Source organism: Thalassospira povalilytica, from assembly GCF_002844235.1.
Taxonomy (GTDB): Bacteria; Pseudomonadota; Alphaproteobacteria; order Rhodospirillales; family Thalassospiraceae; genus Thalassospira; species Thalassospira povalilytica.
On the sequence record NZ_PGTS01000001.1, the window covers coordinates 795,774 to 815,746 of the forward strand.

Below are 19,973 nucleotides of genomic sequence, written 5' to 3' on the forward strand. Positions count from 1 at the left end.
GATTATATAAGGCAGCAGAGAGAGGCCCAAACAAGACAAGCCCGACTGATGCCATGACCACCAAGACGCGCAAGACCATCACCTTTGACATGCTTGAGGCCAAAGCCCGTGAAATCGGCTTTGATGTCTGTGGGGTGGCGCGTCCGGAAATTGATCCGCGCAATCAGCAGCGTCTGGATGAATTTGTTGCCGCGGGTGAATACGGGTCGATGGCCTGGATGAATGATCCCGAACGTCTGCCGCGCCGGCGCGATCCGGAAATGCTGTGGCCGGATGTCAAATCGGTGATTGTTCTGGGCAGCAATTATGGCCCGGCCGAAAATCCGATGGCGCTGCTTGATCACCCGGACCGGGCGATGATTTCGGTTTATGCCCGCAACAAGGATTACCACGACCTGATCAAAAAACGCCTGAAACAGCTGGCCCGCTGGCTGGTTGAGCAATCCGGTGGAACAGAACAGGTCAAAGTGTTTGTTGATACCGCCCCTGTTCTTGAAAAGCCGCTTGGCCAGTCATCGGGGATTGGCTGGCAGGGCAAGCATACCAATCTGGTATCGCGGGAATTTGGCAGCTGGCTGTTTCTGGGCGAGGTCTTTACCACCATCGAATTTGCACAGGCAGAACCGGAAATCGATCATTGCGGGTCATGTTCGAAATGTCTTTCAGCCTGTCCGACTAATGCCTTTCCGGCGCCTTACAAGCTTGATGCGCGCAAATGCATTTCCTATTTGACGATCGAACATGACGGGCCGATCCCGGGTGAATTCCGAACGGCAATGGGCAATCGTATCTATGGCTGTGATGATTGTCTGGCGGCCTGTCCCTGGAACAAATTTGCCAGCCGCACCGAAGAACTTGCCTTTATCCCGCGTGCCGAATTGACCGCACCGCGACTGGCGGATTTTCTTGATCTTGATGATGCGTCATTTCGTGCATTCTTTACCGGGTCACCGATCAAGCGCATCGGACGGGCAAAGTTTTTGCGCAACGTTCTGATCGCCGCAGGCAACAGCTGCTCAGAACGGCTGATCCCGAAAATCACCGCCTTGCTTGCCGATGAAAGTGCTCTGATCCGTGCCAGTGCCGTTTGGGCGCTTTCGCGTTTGATGAGCAACACGGCATTTGATGCCCTGAAGGCTGAACATTATGACACCGAACAAAGCCCGATTGTGCGCGACGAATGGGATTTGGTGCCGGTCGCGGCCTGATTACAAATCCATATCGAATTTCACAAAATCAAAGTGATAGCGAAGTCCGCCCTTGGGATCGGTAAAGCCGATGCCATAGCCCGGGCCAAGCGGGTTGCGATCTTCGAGTTCTTCTTCCTTTTCATGGCGGAAATCAAGCGGCTCCCCGCATTGGGTGCTGTTGGCCAGAACAAATGGCACACCAAGCCAGGTTCCGGTTGCCGGTCGGTGAAGATGGCCAAAGAACAGATGTTTGATCTGTCGGTTTGCCTGAACGATCTCGCCAAGTTCATGTTCAACATCAAGCCGGATCGTATCCATGAAAGGCAAACCCATTTCAAAGGGCGGATGATGCATGAACAGGAAAGTCGGTGTATCGCGATGGGCGGCAAGTTCGTCACGCAGCCATGCAAGACGACGATCACATAACGTGCCGTGATGATGATCGGGAACGATGCTGTCCATCATCACAAAGCGAACCCCGCCAATTGTTTGACCGAAATTGACAAAGCCGTTGGCATCAATATCGGTGGTCGGGAACGCATCGCGGAATGCTTCGCGGATATCATGATTACCCGGAATGACCAGATAGGGAATGGCAAGTTCCGAAAGGATATCAACAGCATGTTCGTACTGTTCGGATGTGCCACGATGGGTAATATCCCCGGTAATTACACAAATTTCCGCATCACGGTGCAGTGCATTGACTTCGCCAATAACCTTGCGCAGCGTTGCCGCAGCATCGGGCTTACGCGACATGTCGTTGCGCGACAGAATATGAAGATCGGAAAGATGTATGAATTTCATGACGATGCCCTATCATGATCAAAAGCATTTGAAATCATGTTCGTTTTTCCCAGACATGAAAAGATATAAACGCCGATGGATGACAGCGTTCGTAAAAGATCAGTGACAATTGCCGGGCACAGAACCAGCTTTTCGCTTGAAGATGCGTTCTGGCAGGAACTGGTCGGTATTGCCGAACGCCGCAACGTGACCCTGGCGGAGCTTGTTGTCGAAATTGATTCCGATCGCGACGGGAATCTTTCAAGTGCGCTTCGCCTTTATGTGTTGCGTGACCTTCAAAACCGCCTCGCCAGCCAAACGTCAAATCAAACGCCCGGCCAAACCCAAACTGGCCCCGGTGCAGCAGGTGCACCCGATGATGCACCCGGTCCGGACAAACAGGCATAAGGTCGATGTGTGGTATTGCCGGGCTAACAGCACCAACTGATCAGCCGGCAATGGCGCGCATGTTGCAAAAACTGTCCCATCGTGGCCCTGACCATCAAGCAATATGGACAGAGCCGAATGATGCCATGGGTGGAGCGGTTGCACTTGGCTGTGCGCGGCTCATGACCACGGATCCCGATCCATCTGCGGATCAGCCATTGGTGACATCAGACGGGAAATTCGTTCTGGTATTTAATGGCTATATTGCCGGTCACCGCCGCAAGATTGCCCGCCTGAACAATGACGGTGGTTTGCCACGCAGTTCCAGTGACGCCGAACTTGTCTTGCAAGTGCTGGCGCGTGCCGTTGCGGATGATTGCGATGTTGCCGATATTCTGGCCAGTCTTTCCGGGCAGTTCGCGCTGGCACTTTGGGACCGGACGCAAAGGCGGCTTTGGCTGGCCTGCGATCCGTTGGGGATCAAGTCGCTTTATGTTGCGCATCGCACCAATGGTGACATTGCCTTTGCTTCGGAACTGGCGGCACTTGATGAAATACGGGCAGGCCAATTCGATGACAGCATTGCATCAGATTACTTTGCCCATCTGTTCGTGCCTGCCCCGGCAAGCGGTTTTCGCCAGACAGAACGTCTGAAGCCGGGAACGGTCCTGTGTTGGCAGGATGGCAAAATATCGCGCAGCATAATCGCCCATCCGGCAACCGCCGAACGCCCGGGGCAGGCCATACCGGATGTAATCGCGAATTTGCGCCAACATGTTCGTCAATCGGTTGCCGATGCGATGGATGTTGATTGCACCCTTGGCTGTCTGGTTTCAGGCGGGCTTGATAGTGCCGGTGTAGCGGCAATCGCATGCGACATTGCGCGCGCGCATGATCGTGATCCGCCACCTGCATTCACGATGGGGTTCGATGACCCGGGACGTGATGAAACCGATGCGGCACGTAAATTGTGTGCGCATCTCGGACTTGAATTAAGCATTGTTTCGGCCCCGCAAAAGGCGGACGAGATTTTAGATATTCTGACAGCGGCACTCAGAGCCGTCGGAGTACCCTTTGCCAATCCTGCGATCGTTTTGAACTGGAAGCTGGCAGAACGGGTGGCGCGGGATGTGCGGGTCTGTCTAAGTGGTGATGGTGGTGATGAGCTGTTTGGCGGTTACCCGCGATATCGCGCCGCACGGTTGTTTGACAGTGCCTGGCACTATCTGCCAGCAAGCCTGCGGCGATTATCGGCACAGGCCGGACAGGGGATTGGCAATCGCGCATTGTCGCGGTTCCTGACTGGCGGCCAAGGGGATGCAAAGACAGCATTCACGGTTTGGAATAACCGTTGTGCGATTAGCCAACTGACGGCGGGTTGGCATCCCGATGATGGCGGTTTTGACGTTAAAAGGCCGCTGGCCGATCAGATGATGACGTTTGATCGTGATGTGACCTTGCCCGGTAATCAGCTTGTCATGGCTGATATTTGCGGGATGGCGTTCGGGCTTGAATATCGGCCGCCATTGTTGGGCCATGATATCGTACGCAAAGCATCCCAGGTGCCGGGGATATCCCACCTGCGCGGGGGCGGCAAAGCGGTTTGGCGTGAAGTCGTTGCGCCGTTTCTTCCGTACTGGCATCTGCGCAATCGCAAGATCGGCTTCAATCCGCCTGTTGCAAACTGGCTGGCGATGCTGGGGCCATACATCTGGGGGGACGAGACCCGGATTTTGCAAAACCTGTTTGCGCATACGGGAATGACATCAACCGAACAACGCAAATGCTGGAAGCGTGCCATATCGGGACGGGATATGGACATGTCGTTTAGTGTTTGGGCGCTTCTGGTTTGGGCGGTCTGGCCAATGGTTCGCAACGGGAAATAGCCAATGGCAGGAACAGCGTGGTTTTGCCTTATGCCGTGCTGTCACCGGCAATATTGCGCGACCGGCGATAAAGATTAAGGGCGGTCAGCGCGGTTGGCGCCAGTTGAACGACCTGGCGCGACAATGAAAGCACGCGTTCTTCGTCAAGGTTGCTGTCTTCAAACACCGACTGGGTCGTTTCGCACAATTCCGACAACTGACGTAATCCAAAGGTCCCCGACGTGCTTTTAAGGGCATGGACTTCGTTGCGCACGGTTTTCAGGTCATCTTCTGACAGGGCCTTGTCGATTTTGACCAGCCGTGATTCCGTTTCATTGATGAATATGTCGATGCCGCATTTTGCGCCTTCATCCCCGGCATCATTGTAAAGCTGTTCAAGAACACGGATATCAAGCACCGGGCTTGTCGGGGATTCCGGACGTGGCGGGCGACCAATGCGTGCGCTTTTACTGCGCAGATGAGGCGGGGGCGAGTTTTTAGACTGGGCGTTGCTGACCGTTCCCGGTGCACGCGAAATCAGGTCATGCATGGTTTCGATCAGCTTTTCGCGCTGGATCGGTTTGTTGATAAATTCATCGACCCCGGATTGGCGGGCAATGACATTCCAGTCGCGCGACTGATGTGCCGACAGCGCAATGATCGGGGTTTGTGAAACCGGTCCTGCCATGTGGCGGATACGGCGGGTGGTATGCAAGCCGTCCATATCGGGCATTTCAACATCCATCAGGATCAGGTCGGCATTGACCCCGCGGCGCAGCATGTTCAGAACCGTTTGTCCGTTGCTTGCTTCAACGATGCTGTATCCTTCGGCTTGAAGGATACGACGGGCGACCATGCGGTTGCTTTCGCTGTCATCGGCGATGATGACGGTCCCGATCTTGGAATCATTGGCCGAATTTTCGAGATTGATTTTATCAAGCGGCAGAAGCTGTGGCTTGACGAAGCAAACGGAAATCATGCCGCCATCGGCAAGTTCGGTTTCGTTGAAAATCAGATCTTCTTCGGCAACACCGGTGATCAATTGCTCCCACGCCGGATTGGCATAGACAATCCGTTCGTCCGCGTCAAAAAGAGCAATGCCTGCTTGCGTCTGCGCAAGTGCATCAATGATCCGATGTTCCATTGGCCACCTACCGATTCGGTGCCCAGTCCCTTACCAAAAGGCACAAAGATTCTTTTTGGGTGAAACGTTCACGTTTCTTGTATGACTCTTAATATTGTTACAGTTTTTTCTAATAAGTCCATGATTTTTAACAGTCACGGATCTAAGTCACTCAAAACGCGTGAAACACTTGTTTGAAACATGTGTTTCAATGACCGCAGCAGGTGAAACATATGTTGCGAAGTGCGAAGCCATGTGGCGTAATTTCAGGTGTCCTGTTGCACAAAGGTGCCTGATAGATGGGTTTGTATTCCGATCTGCGCGAAAAACTGATTTCCGACTATGGCAAGCTAAGTCCGCAGATGCAGAAAGCGGCGCGCTATATTCTGGATCATCCCAACGAGGTCGCCTTGCGGTCGATGCGCGCACTTGCCGCGGCTGCCGATGTTCCGCCCAGCACGATCACCCGTCTGATGGGGGCGATCGGGGTTGGCACATGGCAGGAATTTCGCGATCACTATCAGAACCGGTTGCTTGATCAGCCCGCAAGCTATGCCCAGCGGGCCCGTGAAACGCAAAGTACCGAACATGATGCCAATCGTGACGAACATTTGCTTGAAAGCATCGCGCGTACCGAAATCGACAATATCGGCGCTGCGTTCAATCCCGATCTGATGGCCGGAATGATCAGGGCATGTGCCGCAATCGAAAATGCGCGCCATGTCTATATTGTCGGGCGCGGGGCTGCGTATCCGGCGGCATATCAGTTTGCATATGCCTATCGGCTGTTTCGCGATAACGGTGTGCTGGTTGATGGTCATGCCGGCGCATTCGGGGATGAATTGCGCGGTATCGGGCGTCGCGATCTGATGATTGCGGTGGCGGCCAAACCCTATATCCGCGATACGGTCCGCGCCGTTGATTTCGCGCGCAGCCAGCATTGCCCGGTAATCGCAATCAGTGATTCAGACGTTTCCCCGATTGCACTTGATGCCATGACCAAACTGGTTGTGCGCGATACGTCGCAATCATTTTTCCAAAGTTTTACCGCTGCGTTGTCGGTCATGCAGGCGCTTGTTGCCCTGCTTGTCGCGCGTGGCGGTCAAAAGGCCCTGCAGCGGATTTCCGCAGCAGAAGAACAACTTGCTGCTTTCGATACCTATTTTGAAGACTAGGGCAAAACTGCAGCCCCATACGGATTTCCGAACATGACGACTGTGTCAAATACCAATCCCGTTCCCAATGCCACCACCCGTGTTCTGCATCGTTCCAGTACGGCGACACCGCCGCGTGCTGTTCGCGGTGAAGGCATTTATATCTTTGATCAGAATGGCAAAAGCTATCTTGATGCCTGTGGCGGTGCGGCCGTGTCATGCCTTGGTCATTCCGACCCGGATGTTCGTGCGGCAATGCATGCCCAGATCGATCAGATTGCCTATGCCCATTCCGGGTTCTTTTCATCGGATGCGATGGAAGAACTGGCTGATGAACTGGTGGCCAACGCACCGGCCGGTATGGACAAGGTCTACTTTGTGTCTGGCGGGTCGGAGGCTACCGAAGCCGCTCTTAAGATGGCGCGTCAGTATTTCCTGGAAATCGGGCAGCCGGACCGCAAATACGTGATTGCACGTCGCCAGTCCTATCATGGCAATACGCTTGGTGCCTTGTCGGTGGGCGGCAATATGTGGCGGCGCAAACAGTTCGAGCCACTTTTGATCACCGCAAGCCACATTGCACCAGTGTATCAGTATCGGGACCAGCGCCCGGATGAAACGCCGGAGACCTATGGTCTTCGTGTGGCCAATGAGCTTGAAACTGCAATCCTTGAACTTGGCGCCGATAGTGTTGCGGCCTTCGTGGCCGAGCCGGTTGTCGGTGCGACGGCCGGTGCCCTTGCACCGGTGCCGGGCTATTTCAAACGCATTCGCGAGATTTGCGATCAGTACGGTGTGTTGCTGATCCTTGATGAAGTGATGTGCGGCATGGGGCGTACCGGAACCCTTCATGCGATCGAACAGGAAGGCATTTCCGGCGATCTGCAAACAATTGCCAAGGGACTTGGCGCCGGATATCAGCCGATTGGTGCGGTTCTGGTTTCCAAAAAGATCAATGACGCCATTGCAACCGGTTCGGGCTTTTTCCAGCATGGCCATACTTATCAGGGGCATGCCACGGCCTGTGCGGCGGCACTGGCAACCCAGCGGGCAATCCGCGATCGTGACTTGCTAGGCAATGTGGTCAAACAGGGGGAAAACCTTGTGAACGGGCTTCAGGCAAAGCTTGGGCAGCACCCGTTTGTTGGCGATATTCGCGGTCGCGGACTTTTCCGAGGGGTCGAACTGGTCGCAAACCGTGAAACCAAGGACCCGTTTGACCCGGCGCTCAAGATCAATGCGAAAATCAAAAAGGCGGCGTTCGCCCGTGGTCTTATGGCCTATCCGATGGGGGGCACAATTGATGGCGTGCGCGGGGATCATGTGCTGTTTGCGCCCCCGTTCATCGTTACCGAAGACGATGTTACAAAGATTGTTGATCTGTTTGCAGCTGCACTGGATGACGTCTTTGCCGCCGAGGGGCTGGCATGATGGCATATGGTGAAACCCCGTTTCTGATTGCCGCGGCCCCCAATGGTGCGCGCAAGACCAAAACCGATCTTCCCAACATTCCGATCACCCCGGCCGAGGTCGCCCGCGAGGCGGTTGCCTGCCAGAAGGCCGGGGCAGCAATGATGCATCTGCATGTGCGTGATGATGATCAGAAACACAGTCTGGATGCCGGGCGCTATCGCGAGATGTTGACCGAAGTGCGCAATGCCGTCGGCCCGGACATGCTGTTGCAGGTCACGACCGAGGCGGTTGGCATCTATGATGCCGATGCGCAGATGGCCATGGTGCGTGCGCTTGTGCCTGATGCGGTGTCGATTGCCATTCGCGAAATCGCCCCGCCAAATGCCGACCTTGATCAGGTCCGGGCATTTTGCGAATTCATGCGTGAAGCGGGTATCTTGCCGCAATTCATTCTTTATGCCCCCGAAGATGTCGCGCGTTTCAACCAACTGGTCGAAGCGGGAATTCTGCCCGGCGAAAAGTTTCCGGTTCTTTTCGTGCTGGGACGTTACACGGTTGGTCAGATGTCCAATCCTGTCGAGTTGCTGCCATTCATCGGGTCCAGCCCGTATGTGTCGGAATGGATGCTGTGTGCGTTTGGTGCGTTTGAAAATGCATGTATCCTGACCGGGGCCGGACTGGGTGGTCACGGGCGTATCGGATTTGAGAATAATCATCTTAAGGTTGACGGATCATTGGCACAGGGTAATGCTGACCTTATCGCGCAGGCAAGAGACGGTGCGCGTTTGATGGGCCGCAAGATCGCGACAGGCGAACAAGCAAATCAGATCATGCAACCATTATGGTAGGAGGCCTCATCGCAAGCACTTGAAATGCTGAAAGTTTGAATTTTATCAGGAGGTTTTGGGGTTATGGGCTTTAAATTCAAAGCGCCCAACCCTATAATCTGGAAGTCGAAACACCTGATTTAACTGGTGTTTCCCTATAATTCGACTGTTCCGTCCAGAATGGTTGGATGCCTTATAACAGGGTGTACAAGGGAGCTAATCCTAATGAAAAAACTAATTGCAGTAGCGACTGCCGTGGCAGCGATTGCTGGCGCATCGCTTTTTGCTGGTCAGGCATCAGCACAGGAAAACCGTTTCATCACCATCGGTACCGGTGGCGTAACCGGCGTTTACTACCCGACCGGTGGCGCGATCTGCCGTCTGGTGAACAAGGATCGTAAAGAGCACGGCATTCGTTGCTCGGTCGAATCCACCGGTGGTTCGTCCTACAACATCAACACCATCCGTTCGGGCGAACTGGACCTTGGTGTTGCACAGTCCGACATCCAGTACTATGCCCTGCATGGTGAGAAAGCATTCTCCGAAGTCGGTCCGTTCGAAGATCTTCGTGCTGTCTTCTCCGTCCATCCGGAGCCGTTCACCGTTGTTGCCCGTGCAGATGCCGGCATCAAAACCTTTGACGACCTCAAAGGCAAGCGCGTGAACATCGGTAACCCGGGTTCGGGTCAGCGCGACACCATGGACATCGTTATGGCAGCCAAAGGCTGGACTCTTGACGATTTCGCACTGGCATCCGAGCTCAAGCCGGCTGAACAGTCCCAGGCGCTTTGCGACAACAAGATCGACGCGATGATCTACACCGTTGGTCACCCGTCCGGTTCGATCCAGGAAGCAACCACTGCCTGTGATTCGGTTCTGGTTGAAGTTGCTGGCGATGCAATCGACAAACTGGTTGCCGAAAACCCGTATTACCGTGTTGCCACCATTCCGGGCGGCATGTATCGCGGTAACCCGGATGACGTCAAAACCTTTGGTGTTGGCGCAACCTTCGTATCCTCGACCGCAACCGATGCGGACGTTGTTTACCACGTTGTTAAAGCAGTCTTTGACAACTTCGACGATTTCAAAAAGCTGCATCCGGCTTTCGCGAACCTCGTCAAAGAAGAAATGGTCAAAGACGGCCTGTCGGCACCGCTGCATGACGGCGCTGTCAAATACTACAAAGAAGCAGGCCTGATGTAATTCAGGCAGGAACGGAGGGCAGGTTTCTGCCCTCCGTTTTTCTTTCTTTCGCCCGCTGGGTACGACCAAAAAATTGAATTAAACGGTATCGTTGATCGATACCAGGGTACTCCGTGGGCGACCGGGTGTGTGTCGACGGAGATTTTTTGATTCTGGAGACCAGAACAAAAATCTTTGTTCAGACCGGGAGTTTGTAATGACCGACGTGAAAAACGCGAACCAGGGTGCGTCTGATCAGGACCTGCAGGATCTTATTGCAGAAAATGATACAGGTGCGCGCCAGCCGAGCGGCATGACAGCAAAGGTCTTGCTGTATGTTGCCGTGGCGTGGTCGTTGTTCCAGCTGTGGCTGGCATCACCATTGCCCTATCTTGTCAGCTTTGGCGTGTTCAATTCGACCGAGGCACGGTCGATCCATTTGGCTTTTGCCGTCTTTCTTGCATTTCTGGCCTATCCGGCCTTCAAGACATCGCCGCGCAGCTATATTCCGATCCTTGACTGGGTTCTGGCGGCGGCTGCGGCGTTTTGTGCTGCCTATATTTACATCTTTTACCGCGACCTTGCCGGGCGTCCGGGACTTCCGATTACCCAGGACCTGGTTGTGGCCGGTGCCGGTCTGGTGCTGTTGCTTGAAGCAACCCGCCGTGCACTTGGCCCGCCCTTGATGTGTGTTGCGGTCCTGTTCCTGGTGTATGTCTTCTTCGGGAATGCTGCCTGGGTGCCGGAAGTTCTGCAATGGGCAGGGGCCAGCTTCTCCAAGGCGATGTCGCACCAGTGGATCACGACCGAAGGCGTATTCGGGATCGCGCTTGGCGTTTCGACAAGCTTCGTCTTCCTGTTCGTGCTGTTTGGATCGCTTCTCGATAAAGCCGGTGCAGGCAACTATTTCATCAAGGTGGCGTTTGCTGCTCTTGGTCACATGCGCGGTGGTCCTGCAAAGGCCGCTGTTCTGTCATCGGCAATGACCGGTCTTATTTCCGGGTCGTCGATTGCCAACGTTGTGACCACCGGAACATTCACCATTCCGCTGATGAAACGTGTCGGCTTCTCGGGCGAGAAGGCCGGTGCGGTCGAAGTTGCATCCTCGGTCAATGGTCAGATCATGCCGCCGGTCATGGGGGCTGCTGCCTTTTTGATGGTCGAATATGTCGGCATTCCGTACCCGGAAGTCATCAAGCATGCCTTCCTGCCGGCAACGATTTCCTATATCGCGCTGATCTATATCGTTCACCTTGAAGCACTCAAGGCGAACATGAAGGGCCTGCCGAAACGGGTGACCTCGACGCTGTCGCAGACCCTGATCCGATCGCTGATGTTTGTGCTGTCGCTGATTGTTCTGGCGGGGCTGGTTTATTATGCCATCGTCTTCCAGAAACAGCTGTTTGGGGCCGCCGTTGGCTGGGTCGTCGCCATTGAATGTGCGGTGATCTATCTGGCCGGTCTGTATTACGCGGCGAAATATCCCGATCTGGAAATGGATGATCCGAACCAGCCGGTTGTCGAATTGCCGCAACTTGGCGAAACGGCAAAGGCCGGTCTGCATTATCTGCTGCCGGTGGTGGTTCTGGTCTGGTTCCTGATGATCGAGCTGAAATCACCGGGACTTTCGGCCTTCTGGGCGACGGTTCTGATGATCTTCATCATGCTGACCCAGCATGCGGCCAAGGCATTTTTCCGCAAAACCGCGGATTATGCAGCCGGGTTCAAACAGGGCTTTGCCGATGTCATCGACGGTTTTGCGACCGGTGCCCGTAACATGATCGGCATCGGTGTCGCGACGGCGGCGGCCGGTATCATCGTCGGTACCGTATCGCTGACCGGTATCGGACAGGTGATGGTTGAATTCGTCGAACTGATTTCGGGCGGCAATCTGATGCTGATCCTGATCTTTACGGCGGTGATCAGCCTGATCCTGGGCATGGGGCTTCCGACCACGGCAAACTATATCGTGGTTTCCAGCCTGATGGCACCGGTGATTGTCGAACTTGGCGCGGAAAACGGCCTGATCGTGCCGTTGATCGCAGTTCACCTGTTTGTGTTCTATTTCGGGATCATGGCCGATGTGACCCCGCCGGTTGGTCTGGCATCCTTTGCCGCGGCCGCGGTATCGGGATCTGATCCGATGAAAACAGGTGTGGTGGCATTCTTCTATTCGATGCGTACCGCGGTTCTGCCGTTCCTGTTCCTGTTCAACACCCAGCTTCTGATGATCGGTCTGGATCATCCGGTGGATGTGGTGATGGTGATCATTGTTTCGACAATAGCCATGCTGGTCTTTGCCGCAGCAACGCAGGGCTACTTCTTTGCCCGGTCCAAGCTGTGGGAAAGTGCGGCATTGCTGCTGATTGCCTTTACCCTGTTCCGTCCGGGTTTCTGGCTTGATCTGATCGAGCCGCCTTATGACAACCTTCCGGCAGCATCGATTATCGAAGATGCCGAAGGCATGCCGGAAAATTCCAGCATTCTTCTGGATGTTGAAGGCATCAATATCGAAGGCGAAGAAGTTTCCAAATCCGTGATGCTGCCGCTTGGTCCGGCAGGTTCTGGTGAGGATCGCCTTTACAATGCGGGTATTGCCGTTCGCAACGAAGATGGTCGCATCTTCATTGACGATCTGGTCTTTGCCGGACCGGCCGAAAAAGCCGGCCTGGATTTCGATTTCGAAATCACCGCAGTAAAGGTCGAAGCTGATCGTATGCCCAAGGAAGTGTTCTTTATCCCGGCATTCTTGTTGCTGGGTGGGATCATTGTTCTGCAACGCCGTCGCAAGCGCAGTGAAGAAGCGCTTGGCACAGCCTGACAGGGAGAATGAACATGTATAAGGATATTCTGGTTACAGTAGACCTTGATCATGAGTCTTCCTGGAAGAAGGCCGTGCCGGTCGCGATCAAGCAGGCGCAAAGCTTTGGCGCGCGTTTGCATGTTCTGACCGTGGTGCCGTCTGTGGGCATGTCAATGGTCGGGCAGTTCTTCCCCAAGGGATATGAAGGCAAGGTTCTTGAAGCCTATAATCAGCGGCTGCATGAATTTGTGTCCGAACATATCCCCTCCGATATCAAGGTTCAGCATATCGTGGGGCAGGGCACCGTGTATGAGGTGATCCTTAAGATGGCCAAGAAAACCAATTGCGATCTGATCGTGATCGGTGCCCATCGTCCGGAACTGAAAGACTATCTGCTTGGGCCGAACGCGGCCCGCGTTGTCCGCCATGCCGATTGTTCGGTGATGGTGGTACGCGACTGATTTCGGCTTTTCCGATCAAAGCCGGGATGTGCAAAGGGGCGATGCAATGCATCGCCCCTTTGTCTTTGGAACATCGCCGGGACGCGAAAGGTCTTATTTGGCTGCGCACGGGTTGGCGGCACAGGGATTTGCAGCGCACGGATTTTTCGCAGCGCACGGATTTGCGGCACAGGGATTGGCTGCGCACGGGCTGCAGGGATTGACGATTTTTTTCGCCGCACACGGATTGGCCGCACACGGATTTGCAGCGCACGGGTTCGCCGCACAGGGATTGGCCGTGCAACTTGCCACTTCGGCGGTCGGCGACGGAAGCGGCGCTGCCATTGCCATCGGGGTTGCCATTGCAATGCCGGTGCCCATGGCCAGTGCCGGAAGCAATGCTTTTTTGGCGAAGCTCTGTGATTTCTTGGTCATTCTTGCCTCTCTGAAAGGTCCTGTTCGATCAAAGCCCGACGGCCGATGCTGCCGATCGGTGCAGGCACTATGGGCCAAAATGACAGACGGGCGGCGTCACATGGTTTCACTGTTGTGTGAGAGCTTTGTGTATGGTCAGCACCCGGCAATTGCCCCGGTTATCACGACTTCACAATGATTTGGTCGGATAAAACCGGATTTAAATCCTCAAACTGATTGAAAGAACGGTCACTTTTACTCATCTTGATGATAATAAAGACGACAGATCAAAGTCGTCGGGCGGGCTAAAGAAACCGTGAGAACCAAGTTCGATCAGGACGGAATTCGCATATGAGAGTTGGGGACAGTATCGCATCTATTCATAAAATGTGCGCAGCGGCATTTCTGTTGGGGATGATTGCCGCCACATCGGCACAGGCAGATGACGGTGATATACCGTCTGTTGTCGAAATCCCGTCAGGCTGGTTCTGGCAAGGATCGGATTCGGTTGAACGCCAGTATGCCTATCAGATTGACGAGCAGGTCTATGGTCACGATCTGAGCCGGCGCAATCGCTGGTACGATATCGAAGCTGACAAATGGCATGTGCATCTTCTGAGTTATCATATTGCCAAAACGCCGGTGACAAACGATCAGTACGCGGCTTTCATCGATGATACCGGGCACCCGGCACCGGAAATGACGCGCGATGAATGGAACCGGCAGGGGCTGATCTATAACTTTGACACCATACAGCCGTTCCTGTGGTCAAAGGGCAAACCACCCAGAGGGCGCGGCAACCATCCGGTTGTTCTTGTGTCCTGGCAGGATGCAGAAGCCTATGTGCAGTGGCTTGGCGAAAAGACCGGCAAAAAGTGGGCCTTGCCCAGTGAGCTTCATTGGGAAAAGGCGGTACGGGGACCGGAAGGCGCATTTTATCCGTGGGGCAATATTTTTGATCCCGATCGGCTCAATAGCGGTGACCGCGGACCGTTCGACACAATGCCGGTCGGGCAGTTCGAACCCGGTCCGTACGGGTTGTATGACGGTGCCGGTCAGGTGTTTGAATGGACATCAACATCGGCTCAGGCTGGCTATCGGCTGGTCAAGGGCGGGTCATGGGATGATCGGGGATGTGGTGTCTGTCGGCCGGCGGCGCGGCATGGGCGTCCGGAACATCTCAAACATATCCTGATCGGGTTCCGGGTGATGTATCTGGACTGATGGACTGTCCGGTCCATAGCCCGTGTGCGATGTTTCCATTGTTAAATCAGGTCGTTTTGATGGAACATTGTTGCAAACCAGCGTGAAATCACTAACTCTTGATCGGTGTTCATTCGCCCGCGGGCATGAATGCCGATAATTCTGCCTTTGCGGAAATTCTGAGCGGATCGCAAAGATGCTGGTGTTTGTATGACCGATATTGAAATTGACTGGGCTTCACTGCCGACGGGCCAACTGGAACGGATGTTGGCTGCCGGTCGAGATGTTATGGAATGCCATCGTGTCTTGACGGCAACCGGCGACAACATTGTTGGTGAACTGATCAAAGGGGCGGGGGCCTTTTATGAATGGTCCCATTACCCCGAAGGCGATGTCTATGATCGCCAGTCACATGCGCAATTCTATTATCATGCCCATCCCAAAGAAGAACGTCGTGAATGGGATGAACATGGCCATTTCCATACATTCATGCGTCCGCGCGGCATGCCCGACCATTGCGAGCCAAAACAGATTGAAGGGTTTGAATATCCCGAAGGCCCGAATGACGCATTGTCTCATCTGATCGCTTTTTCGATGGATGAATTCGGTTTTTGTCAGCGGCTGTTTACCACCAATCGCTGGGTAACCGGTGAAGTCTGGTATGATGCAGATGACGTGATCAATATGCTTGACGGGTTTCTGATCGATCATGCCCAGCCGTCCTGGCCGGTGAACCGGTGGGTATCGGGGATGATGGTGCTGTTCCGCCCGCAAATCGAAGAATTGATCCGCAAACGCGACATTGCAGTTGCCAACTGGCAGGAAGCCCATCCTGATCGCGATGTTTACGAAGACCGCGAACTGGAAGTCACATCAACCGAAAATGTCACCGTTGTTGATCAGATCCGCGCGATCGGTGACGAGTTGGGACGACGGCGCAAGGCCGCATAATTGCTGCGTTCCAATTTCGGATCGAGAAAACAAAATGGCCGGCTGCATGTATTTGCGCCGGCCATTTTCATATGAAAATGCGGGATGGTCCTGAACCGGTGTTACTTGGTTTTCAGGAATTCGATGATATCAGCGACGTCTTCATCTTTTTTGAGTTTGAACGCCATTTTAGAACGTTCCTTTGAACCGGCAATCTCGCTGAGTTTCGCAGACGGGTCTTTGAGGTAGTCGGTCAGGAATGCTTCGTCGGCGACAAAGCCTTTTTCGCAGGCGGCCAGATAACCGCGCCCGTATTTGTAGCCCTCAACAGTGCCGCATTCACGTCCGACTGCCCCGGCAAGACTTGGCCCAACCTTGTTCACGCCGGCTTCAATGCTGTGGCAGGCAGCGCAGCGTTTGAACAGTTTCTCGCCATTTGCGGCATCCCCGGCCATTGCTGGCGCGGTTGCGAGGATGACCAGAGAACTGGCGACAAAAGACAGTTTGCGCAAATAGGTCATTGTGGATCTCTCTCTTGGTTCTTTTGACGATCGGTACAATCTGTTTTCGGACTACCATTTCGCAGGGTAAACGCAAGGTCAACACGGCAGAACATCACTGGAAAAAATTGCCATGTCATCCGGTATTGGAAAATCTCACTGAGACTTACCATATCTGATAAGTCAGGGATTTGAGTTTCATCAATTAATCAGGATGAATTTACGGTATTTCCTGATACGTCGGGTTGGCGCATATGGTTTGTTTTTCACAGGCCAAATTGTACGGCAGAACGCGGTTGTGAAGGTTTCAGTTGAACAATGAAAACTGCAGGATGTTTGAAAATCAGCAACTTGTCGTCCGCACGGGGAAAATATGTTTGTCGATTTAGTGCCAAAAGTATAATCTGCTTGTGCGAATTGGCAGCCAGTTGAGAAGCGTGCCAGGAGATATCTATTGCCACGTATCACAAAAGACGATCTGAACAAGCTGGTTCAGGACCCTTCGGGGGATAACCGCGCTGAGACAGCCGATAAGATTAGCCGTGAATTTTCCACGGATACACTCTCGGAGAGTGAACGTGTTCTGGCTGAAGATATCTTTCGACTGATGATCCGCGATGCCGAGATCCGCGTGCGCAAGGCGCTTGCGAAGAACTTGGCCCAGACCCCGCTTGTTCCCCATGATGTGGCCGCAACGCTTGCCCGTGATGTGGATGAGGTCGCGCTTCCGGTTCTTGAATTTTCCGAAGTTCTGAACGACGAAGACCTGGTCGATATCATTGGTGACAATGCCGACAGTGTCGAAAAGCAGCGCGCCATTGCGTCGCGTGCCTATGTTTCGGAAATTGTATCTGCGACCCTTGTCGATATCGGTCATGAAGACGTAATGGTCGACCTGATGTCAAACCAGGGTGCTGAAATCAGCGAAGTTTCCCTGCAAAAAGTCGTCAATGATTTTGGCGACAATGAACGCATCCAGAAACCGATGATCGAACGCAATCACTTGCCGATTACCATTGCCGAACGGCTGGTGACGCTGGTGTCCGAACGGATGCGTTCGCAACTGATTTCGCGCGGGCACATCCCCGAAGGGATCGTTAACGCGGTCATGACCCAGTCACAGGAAAGCGCGACAATCGGGCTTCTGGGCGATGGTGTCGAAGATCGCGACGTCGAATTGCTTGTCGAACATCTTTATACCAACAACCGTTTGACCAGCGGGTTGATCCTGCGCGCTCTTTGCATGGGTGATGTGTCCTTCTTCGAGGCGGCGCTGGCCAAGCGGGCCGGGGTGTCGCTGATCAATACGCGCATTCTAATTCATGATAGCGGGCCGTTTGGTCTTGAGGCGATCTATAACAAGGCCAAGCTACCTGAACATTTCTTCCCGGGTGTCCGTGCCGCGATTGAAGTCGCGCGCGAAACCACCTTTGATGGCGGAGAACAGGACAAGGAACGCTATTCGCGCCGGATGATCGAACGGGTTTTGACCCAGTATGGCGATCTTGGTGTCGAATTCGATTCAGATGACGTCGATTATCTGATGGGGCGGATGTTGCAATTGCCAAGTGAACGGGCAATGCATACCTGATTGTTTTGCTGCTGAAATTGCCGGAAATTTACCAAACCGCCCGATCCATGATCCGGGCGGTTTTCTTTTGCGCGATTCCGGTTGGGGCAGGCAGCAAAAAGGCGCTGTGTGATGCACAGCGCCTTTTTGATGTGATCGGATGTTAGTGGTTATTCAAGGAACGTGTTTGGCATCCACAATGCCAGTTCCGGGAAATACATAACCAGAAGCAATCCAAGTACCTGAAGCAGAACAAAGGGAATGATGCCTTTGTAGATCTGCTGGATCGAGATCGATTTCGGCGCCACACCTTTAAGATAGAACAGTGCAAACCCGAAGGGTGGCGTCAGGAAGCTTGTTTGCAGGTTGACTGCGACCAGAACCGCGAACCATGTCAGCACCTGTGCATGGGTGGCATCAACACCACCGATATCAAGATGATGACCGAAATCAAGCTGGGCAATTACCGGGGCAAAAATCGGCAGAACGATCAGGGTGATTTCGACCCAGTCAAAGAAGAAGCCAAGAATGAAGACAATCAGCATCAGCAAAAGCAGAATGCCCCACGGCCCAAGTCCCGCCCCTTCGACAAGGTCAATCACCAGATCATCCCCGCCAAGCGAGCGGAAGACATAGGAAAAGACCGTTGCACCGGCAAACAGGAAGAACAGCATCGCACCGGTCAGGGCAGAGCGTTCGCAGACGTCCTTAAGGACCGGCCATTTCAGACGTCCCTTGACCAGGGCCAGGAAGGTCGCACCAACGGCGCCGACACCGGCGGCCTCGGTCGGGGTAGCAAACCCGGCAAAGATCGATCCCAGAACCAGAACAATCAGGAAGACCGGCGGCAGGAAGCTGCGCAGCATCATCTTGACCAGATCCATGCCGTGAACCGCTTCGCCCTCGGGCAAGGGCGGTGCAAGGGACGGATTGAGCTGGCAGCGAACAAAGATATACAGCGTATAAAGACTTGCCAGAAGCAGACCCGGAATGATCGCGGCCAGGAACAGGTTGCCGACCGATACCGACAACAGATCAGACATCAGAACCAGCATGATCGATGGCGGGATCAGAATGCCCAGTGTGCCGGATGCGGCAATCGTACCGGTGGCCAGCGACGGGTCATAATTGCGTCGCATCATGACCGGCAGGGCCAGAAGCGTCATCATGACAACCGATGCACCGATAATGCCGGTGGTGGCAGCCATGATGGTGCCCATCAGGGTGACAGACAGTGCAAGCCCGCCCGGAACTTTCCGCAGCAGCATGTTGAGGCATTCCAGAAGGTCTTCTGCAACGCCACTTTTTTCCAGCATCGTGCCCATATAGATGAACATCGGCACCGCAACCATCACCATGTTTTCGGAGATGCCGCCCCAGATGCGTGAAACGATATTGAAAAATTCAATAAACGAGAAAATGTCATAGGCCATGCCAAGGAAGCCAAAGGCAATCCCGATGCCCGAAATGACAAATGCGACCGGAAGTCCCGTGAAAACAAGAATGCCCAACGAGGCAAACATGAACAGCGGAAACCAGTCTTCGATATAGAAGTTACCCATTTTGGATGTATCCCTGTTCCGCTTAGTCTTCGACTTTGGCGATATCGCCAAGGTCTGCGTGATGAGTACCGACATAATAGCCGGCACGCTTGTGCAGGTCGGTCGGACCAAAGACAAAAACGAAGCATTTCAGGAAGATGGAAATGCCCGCCATGGCAAGAAGGCCAAAGCCGATCGGAATGGTGGACTTGATAATCCAGCGATGGGTCAATCCGGTCGCAGCGGCCGAAACCTCGTGGCTGTCATAGGACCGGGCAACAAAATCAAAACCGAAATAGATAACCAGTGCACAAAACGGCAAGACACACAAAATGCCGCCGATCATTTCAATGATGGCGCGTGTGCGCGGGCGCAGATTGTCACGAATAAGTTCGATGCGAACGTGGGAATCACGAACATAACCATATCCAAAGCACAGCATGAACAGGCCGGTATGCAGGTGCCATTCAAGTTCTTGCAGCTTGATGGAGCCCTGACCGCCGAATTTGCGCTGGATCACGTCATAGATGATGACGAACATCAGTGGAATGGCAAGCAGGGAAGCGAGCTTTCCCGCGCGGGTAACAACATTGTCCATGCTGTCACTGATTTTTAGTAGCGCTTCCATAGAAGTCTCCCGGGTCTTTT

18 protein-coding genes are annotated in these 19,973 nt (G+C 53.9%); 13 read left to right on the forward strand and 5 right to left on the reverse strand.

Annotated features, from left to right (window positions below; genetic code table 11):
* Positions 1–53: 53 nt before the first annotated feature.
* Positions 54–1,208: a tRNA epoxyqueuosine(34) reductase QueG gene (gene queG, locus CU041_RS03385; RefSeq protein WP_068519558.1), complete on the forward strand. Its 1,155-nt coding sequence runs from the start codon at positions 54–56 to the stop codon at positions 1,206–1,208.
* Here queG and CU041_RS03390 read toward each other — a convergent pair whose 3' ends face one another.
* Entirely contained in the window at positions 1,209–1,994 is a 786-nt protein-coding gene (locus tag CU041_RS03390; RefSeq protein WP_101245742.1) for a phosphodiesterase, read from the reverse strand. It abuts the gene before it with no gap.
* Positions 1,995–2,069: 75 nt separating this feature from the next.
* Between CU041_RS03390 and CU041_RS03395 the strand changes: the two genes are divergently transcribed.
* On the forward strand, positions 2,070–2,381 hold the full coding sequence (locus CU041_RS03395; RefSeq protein ID WP_101245743.1) for a ribbon-helix-helix domain-containing protein: 312 nt from the start codon (positions 2,070–2,072) through the stop codon (positions 2,379–2,381).
* Between the two features lie 59 nt (positions 2,382–2,440).
* Positions 2,441–4,246, forward strand: a complete 1,806-nt coding sequence (locus tag CU041_RS03400; protein ID WP_267893498.1) for an asparagine synthetase B family protein — start codon at positions 2,441–2,443, stop codon at positions 4,244–4,246.
* A gap of 28 nt (positions 4,247–4,274) precedes the next feature.
* On the opposite strand, the gene CU041_RS03405 is transcribed toward CU041_RS03400, so the two are convergent.
* The gene (locus CU041_RS03405; RefSeq protein WP_068519561.1) at positions 4,275–5,369 is read right to left on the reverse strand and encodes a response regulator; all 1,095 of its coding nucleotides are present in this window, start codon (positions 5,367–5,369) and stop codon (positions 4,275–4,277) included.
* 278 nt (positions 5,370–5,647) lie between these two features.
* Here CU041_RS03405 and CU041_RS03410 point away from each other — a divergent pair, with 278 nt between their 5' ends.
* The 9 genes from CU041_RS03410 to CU041_RS03450 all read left to right on the forward strand — a co-directional run bounded on the left by CU041_RS03410 (position 5,648) and on the right by CU041_RS03450 (position 15,735).
* Complete coding sequence (locus tag CU041_RS03410) at positions 5,648–6,523, forward strand: MurR/RpiR family transcriptional regulator (protein ID WP_068519562.1); 876 nt, start codon at positions 5,648–5,650, stop codon at positions 6,521–6,523.
* Positions 6,524–6,556: 33 nt separating this feature from the next.
* On the forward strand, positions 6,557–7,933 hold the full coding sequence (locus tag CU041_RS03415) for an aspartate aminotransferase family protein (protein ID WP_101245745.1): 1,377 nt from the start codon (positions 6,557–6,559) through the stop codon (positions 7,931–7,933).
* Positions 7,930–8,763, forward strand: coding sequence for a BKACE family enzyme (locus CU041_RS03420; protein ID WP_233432988.1), 834 nt, complete (start codon positions 7,930–7,932; stop codon positions 8,761–8,763). Before CU041_RS03415 ends, CU041_RS03420 begins: the two co-directional genes overlap by 4 nt.
* 204 nt (positions 8,764–8,967) lie before the next feature.
* Positions 8,968–9,945: a TAXI family TRAP transporter solute-binding subunit gene (locus CU041_RS03425; RefSeq protein WP_068519564.1), complete on the forward strand. Its 978-nt coding sequence runs from the start codon at positions 8,968–8,970 to the stop codon at positions 9,943–9,945.
* 196 nt (positions 9,946–10,141) lie between these two features.
* Positions 10,142–12,745, forward strand: a complete 2,604-nt coding sequence (locus CU041_RS03430) for a TRAP transporter permease (protein ID WP_101245746.1) — start codon at positions 10,142–10,144, stop codon at positions 12,743–12,745.
* A gap of 14 nt (positions 12,746–12,759) precedes the next feature.
* Positions 12,760–13,188 carry a universal stress protein gene (locus CU041_RS03435; RefSeq protein ID WP_068519566.1) on the forward strand — a complete coding sequence of 143 codons (429 nt, stop codon included), beginning with the start codon at positions 12,760–12,762 and terminating at the stop codon, positions 13,186–13,188.
* A gap of 46 nt (positions 13,189–13,234) precedes the next feature.
* Complete coding sequence (locus CU041_RS20545) at positions 13,235–13,780, forward strand: hypothetical protein (protein WP_170310113.1); 546 nt, start codon at positions 13,235–13,237, stop codon at positions 13,778–13,780.
* Between the two features lie 152 nt (positions 13,781–13,932).
* Positions 13,933–14,805, forward strand: coding sequence for a formylglycine-generating enzyme family protein (locus tag CU041_RS03445; RefSeq protein WP_101245748.1), 873 nt, complete (start codon positions 13,933–13,935; stop codon positions 14,803–14,805).
* A 189-nt stretch (positions 14,806–14,994) separates the two neighbouring features.
* A complete protein-coding gene (locus CU041_RS03450; RefSeq protein WP_101245749.1) occupies positions 14,995–15,735 on the forward strand; it encodes a DUF6969 family protein in 741 nt (246 codons plus the stop codon).
* A gap of 101 nt (positions 15,736–15,836) precedes the next feature.
* Here CU041_RS03450 and CU041_RS03455 read toward each other — a convergent pair whose 3' ends face one another.
* Positions 15,837–16,235: a c-type cytochrome gene (locus CU041_RS03455; RefSeq protein ID WP_082817864.1), complete on the reverse strand. Its 399-nt coding sequence runs from the start codon at positions 16,233–16,235 to the stop codon at positions 15,837–15,839.
* Between the two features lie 433 nt (positions 16,236–16,668).
* Here CU041_RS03455 and CU041_RS03460 point away from each other — a divergent pair, with 433 nt between their 5' ends.
* Positions 16,669–17,805 carry a DUF2336 domain-containing protein gene (locus CU041_RS03460; RefSeq protein WP_068519570.1) on the forward strand — a complete coding sequence of 379 codons (1,137 nt, stop codon included), beginning with the start codon at positions 16,669–16,671 and terminating at the stop codon, positions 17,803–17,805.
* Positions 17,806–17,954: 149 nt separating this feature from the next.
* On the opposite strand, the gene CU041_RS03465 is transcribed toward CU041_RS03460, so the two are convergent.
* Together CU041_RS03465 and CU041_RS03470 are read right to left on the reverse strand one after the other, a co-directional pair.
* Entirely contained in the window at positions 17,955–19,346 is a 1,392-nt protein-coding gene (locus tag CU041_RS03465; protein WP_101245750.1) for a TRAP transporter large permease, read from the reverse strand.
* A 22-nt stretch (positions 19,347–19,368) separates the two neighbouring features.
* Positions 19,369–19,953, reverse strand: a complete 585-nt coding sequence (locus tag CU041_RS03470) for a TRAP transporter small permease subunit (protein ID WP_068519572.1) — start codon at positions 19,951–19,953, stop codon at positions 19,369–19,371.
* Between the last annotated feature and the right edge of the window lie 20 nt (positions 19,954–19,973).

Excerpts from the sequence above, each read along its gene's own strand:
- CU041_RS03390 (WP_101245742.1), bottom strand. The coding sequence starts at position 1,994 with ATGAAATTCATACATCTTTCCGATCTTCATATTCTGTCGCGCAACGAC.
- CU041_RS03445 (WP_101245748.1), top strand. The coding sequence starts at position 13,933 with ATGAGAGTTGGGGACAGTATCGCATCTATTCATAAAATGTGCGCAGCG.
- CU041_RS03465 (WP_101245750.1), bottom strand. The coding sequence starts at position 19,346 with ATGGGTAACTTCTATATCGAAGACTGGTTTCCGCTGTTCATGTTTGCC.
- CU041_RS03450 (WP_101245749.1), top strand. The coding sequence starts at position 14,995 with ATGACCGATATTGAAATTGACTGGGCTTCACTGCCGACGGGCCAACTG.
- CU041_RS03470 (WP_068519572.1), bottom strand. The coding sequence starts at position 19,953 with ATGGAAGCGCTACTAAAAATCAGTGACAGCATGGACAATGTTGTTACC.
- CU041_RS03425 (WP_068519564.1), top strand. The coding sequence starts at position 8,968 with ATGAAAAAACTAATTGCAGTAGCGACTGCCGTGGCAGCGATTGCTGGC.
- CU041_RS20545 (WP_170310113.1), top strand. The coding sequence starts at position 13,235 with ATGCATCGCCCCTTTGTCTTTGGAACATCGCCGGGACGCGAAAGGTCT.
- CU041_RS03405 (WP_068519561.1), bottom strand. The coding sequence starts at position 5,369 with ATGGAACATCGGATCATTGATGCACTTGCGCAGACGCAAGCAGGCATT.
- CU041_RS03400 (WP_267893498.1), top strand. The coding sequence starts at position 2,441 with ATGTTGCAAAAACTGTCCCATCGTGGCCCTGACCATCAAGCAATATGG.
- CU041_RS03455 (WP_082817864.1), bottom strand. The coding sequence starts at position 16,235 with ATGACCTATTTGCGCAAACTGTCTTTTGTCGCCAGTTCTCTGGTCATC.
- CU041_RS03435 (WP_068519566.1), top strand. The coding sequence starts at position 12,760 with ATGTATAAGGATATTCTGGTTACAGTAGACCTTGATCATGAGTCTTCC.
- CU041_RS03415 (WP_101245745.1), top strand. The coding sequence starts at position 6,557 with ATGACGACTGTGTCAAATACCAATCCCGTTCCCAATGCCACCACCCGT.
- queG (WP_068519558.1), top strand. The coding sequence starts at position 54 with ATGACCACCAAGACGCGCAAGACCATCACCTTTGACATGCTTGAGGCC.
- CU041_RS03395 (WP_101245743.1), top strand. The coding sequence starts at position 2,070 with ATGGATGACAGCGTTCGTAAAAGATCAGTGACAATTGCCGGGCACAGA.
- CU041_RS03430 (WP_101245746.1), top strand. The coding sequence starts at position 10,142 with ATGACCGACGTGAAAAACGCGAACCAGGGTGCGTCTGATCAGGACCTG.
- CU041_RS03410 (WP_068519562.1), top strand. The coding sequence starts at position 5,648 with ATGGGTTTGTATTCCGATCTGCGCGAAAAACTGATTTCCGACTATGGC.
- CU041_RS03420 (WP_233432988.1), top strand. The coding sequence starts at position 7,930 with ATGATGGCATATGGTGAAACCCCGTTTCTGATTGCCGCGGCCCCCAAT.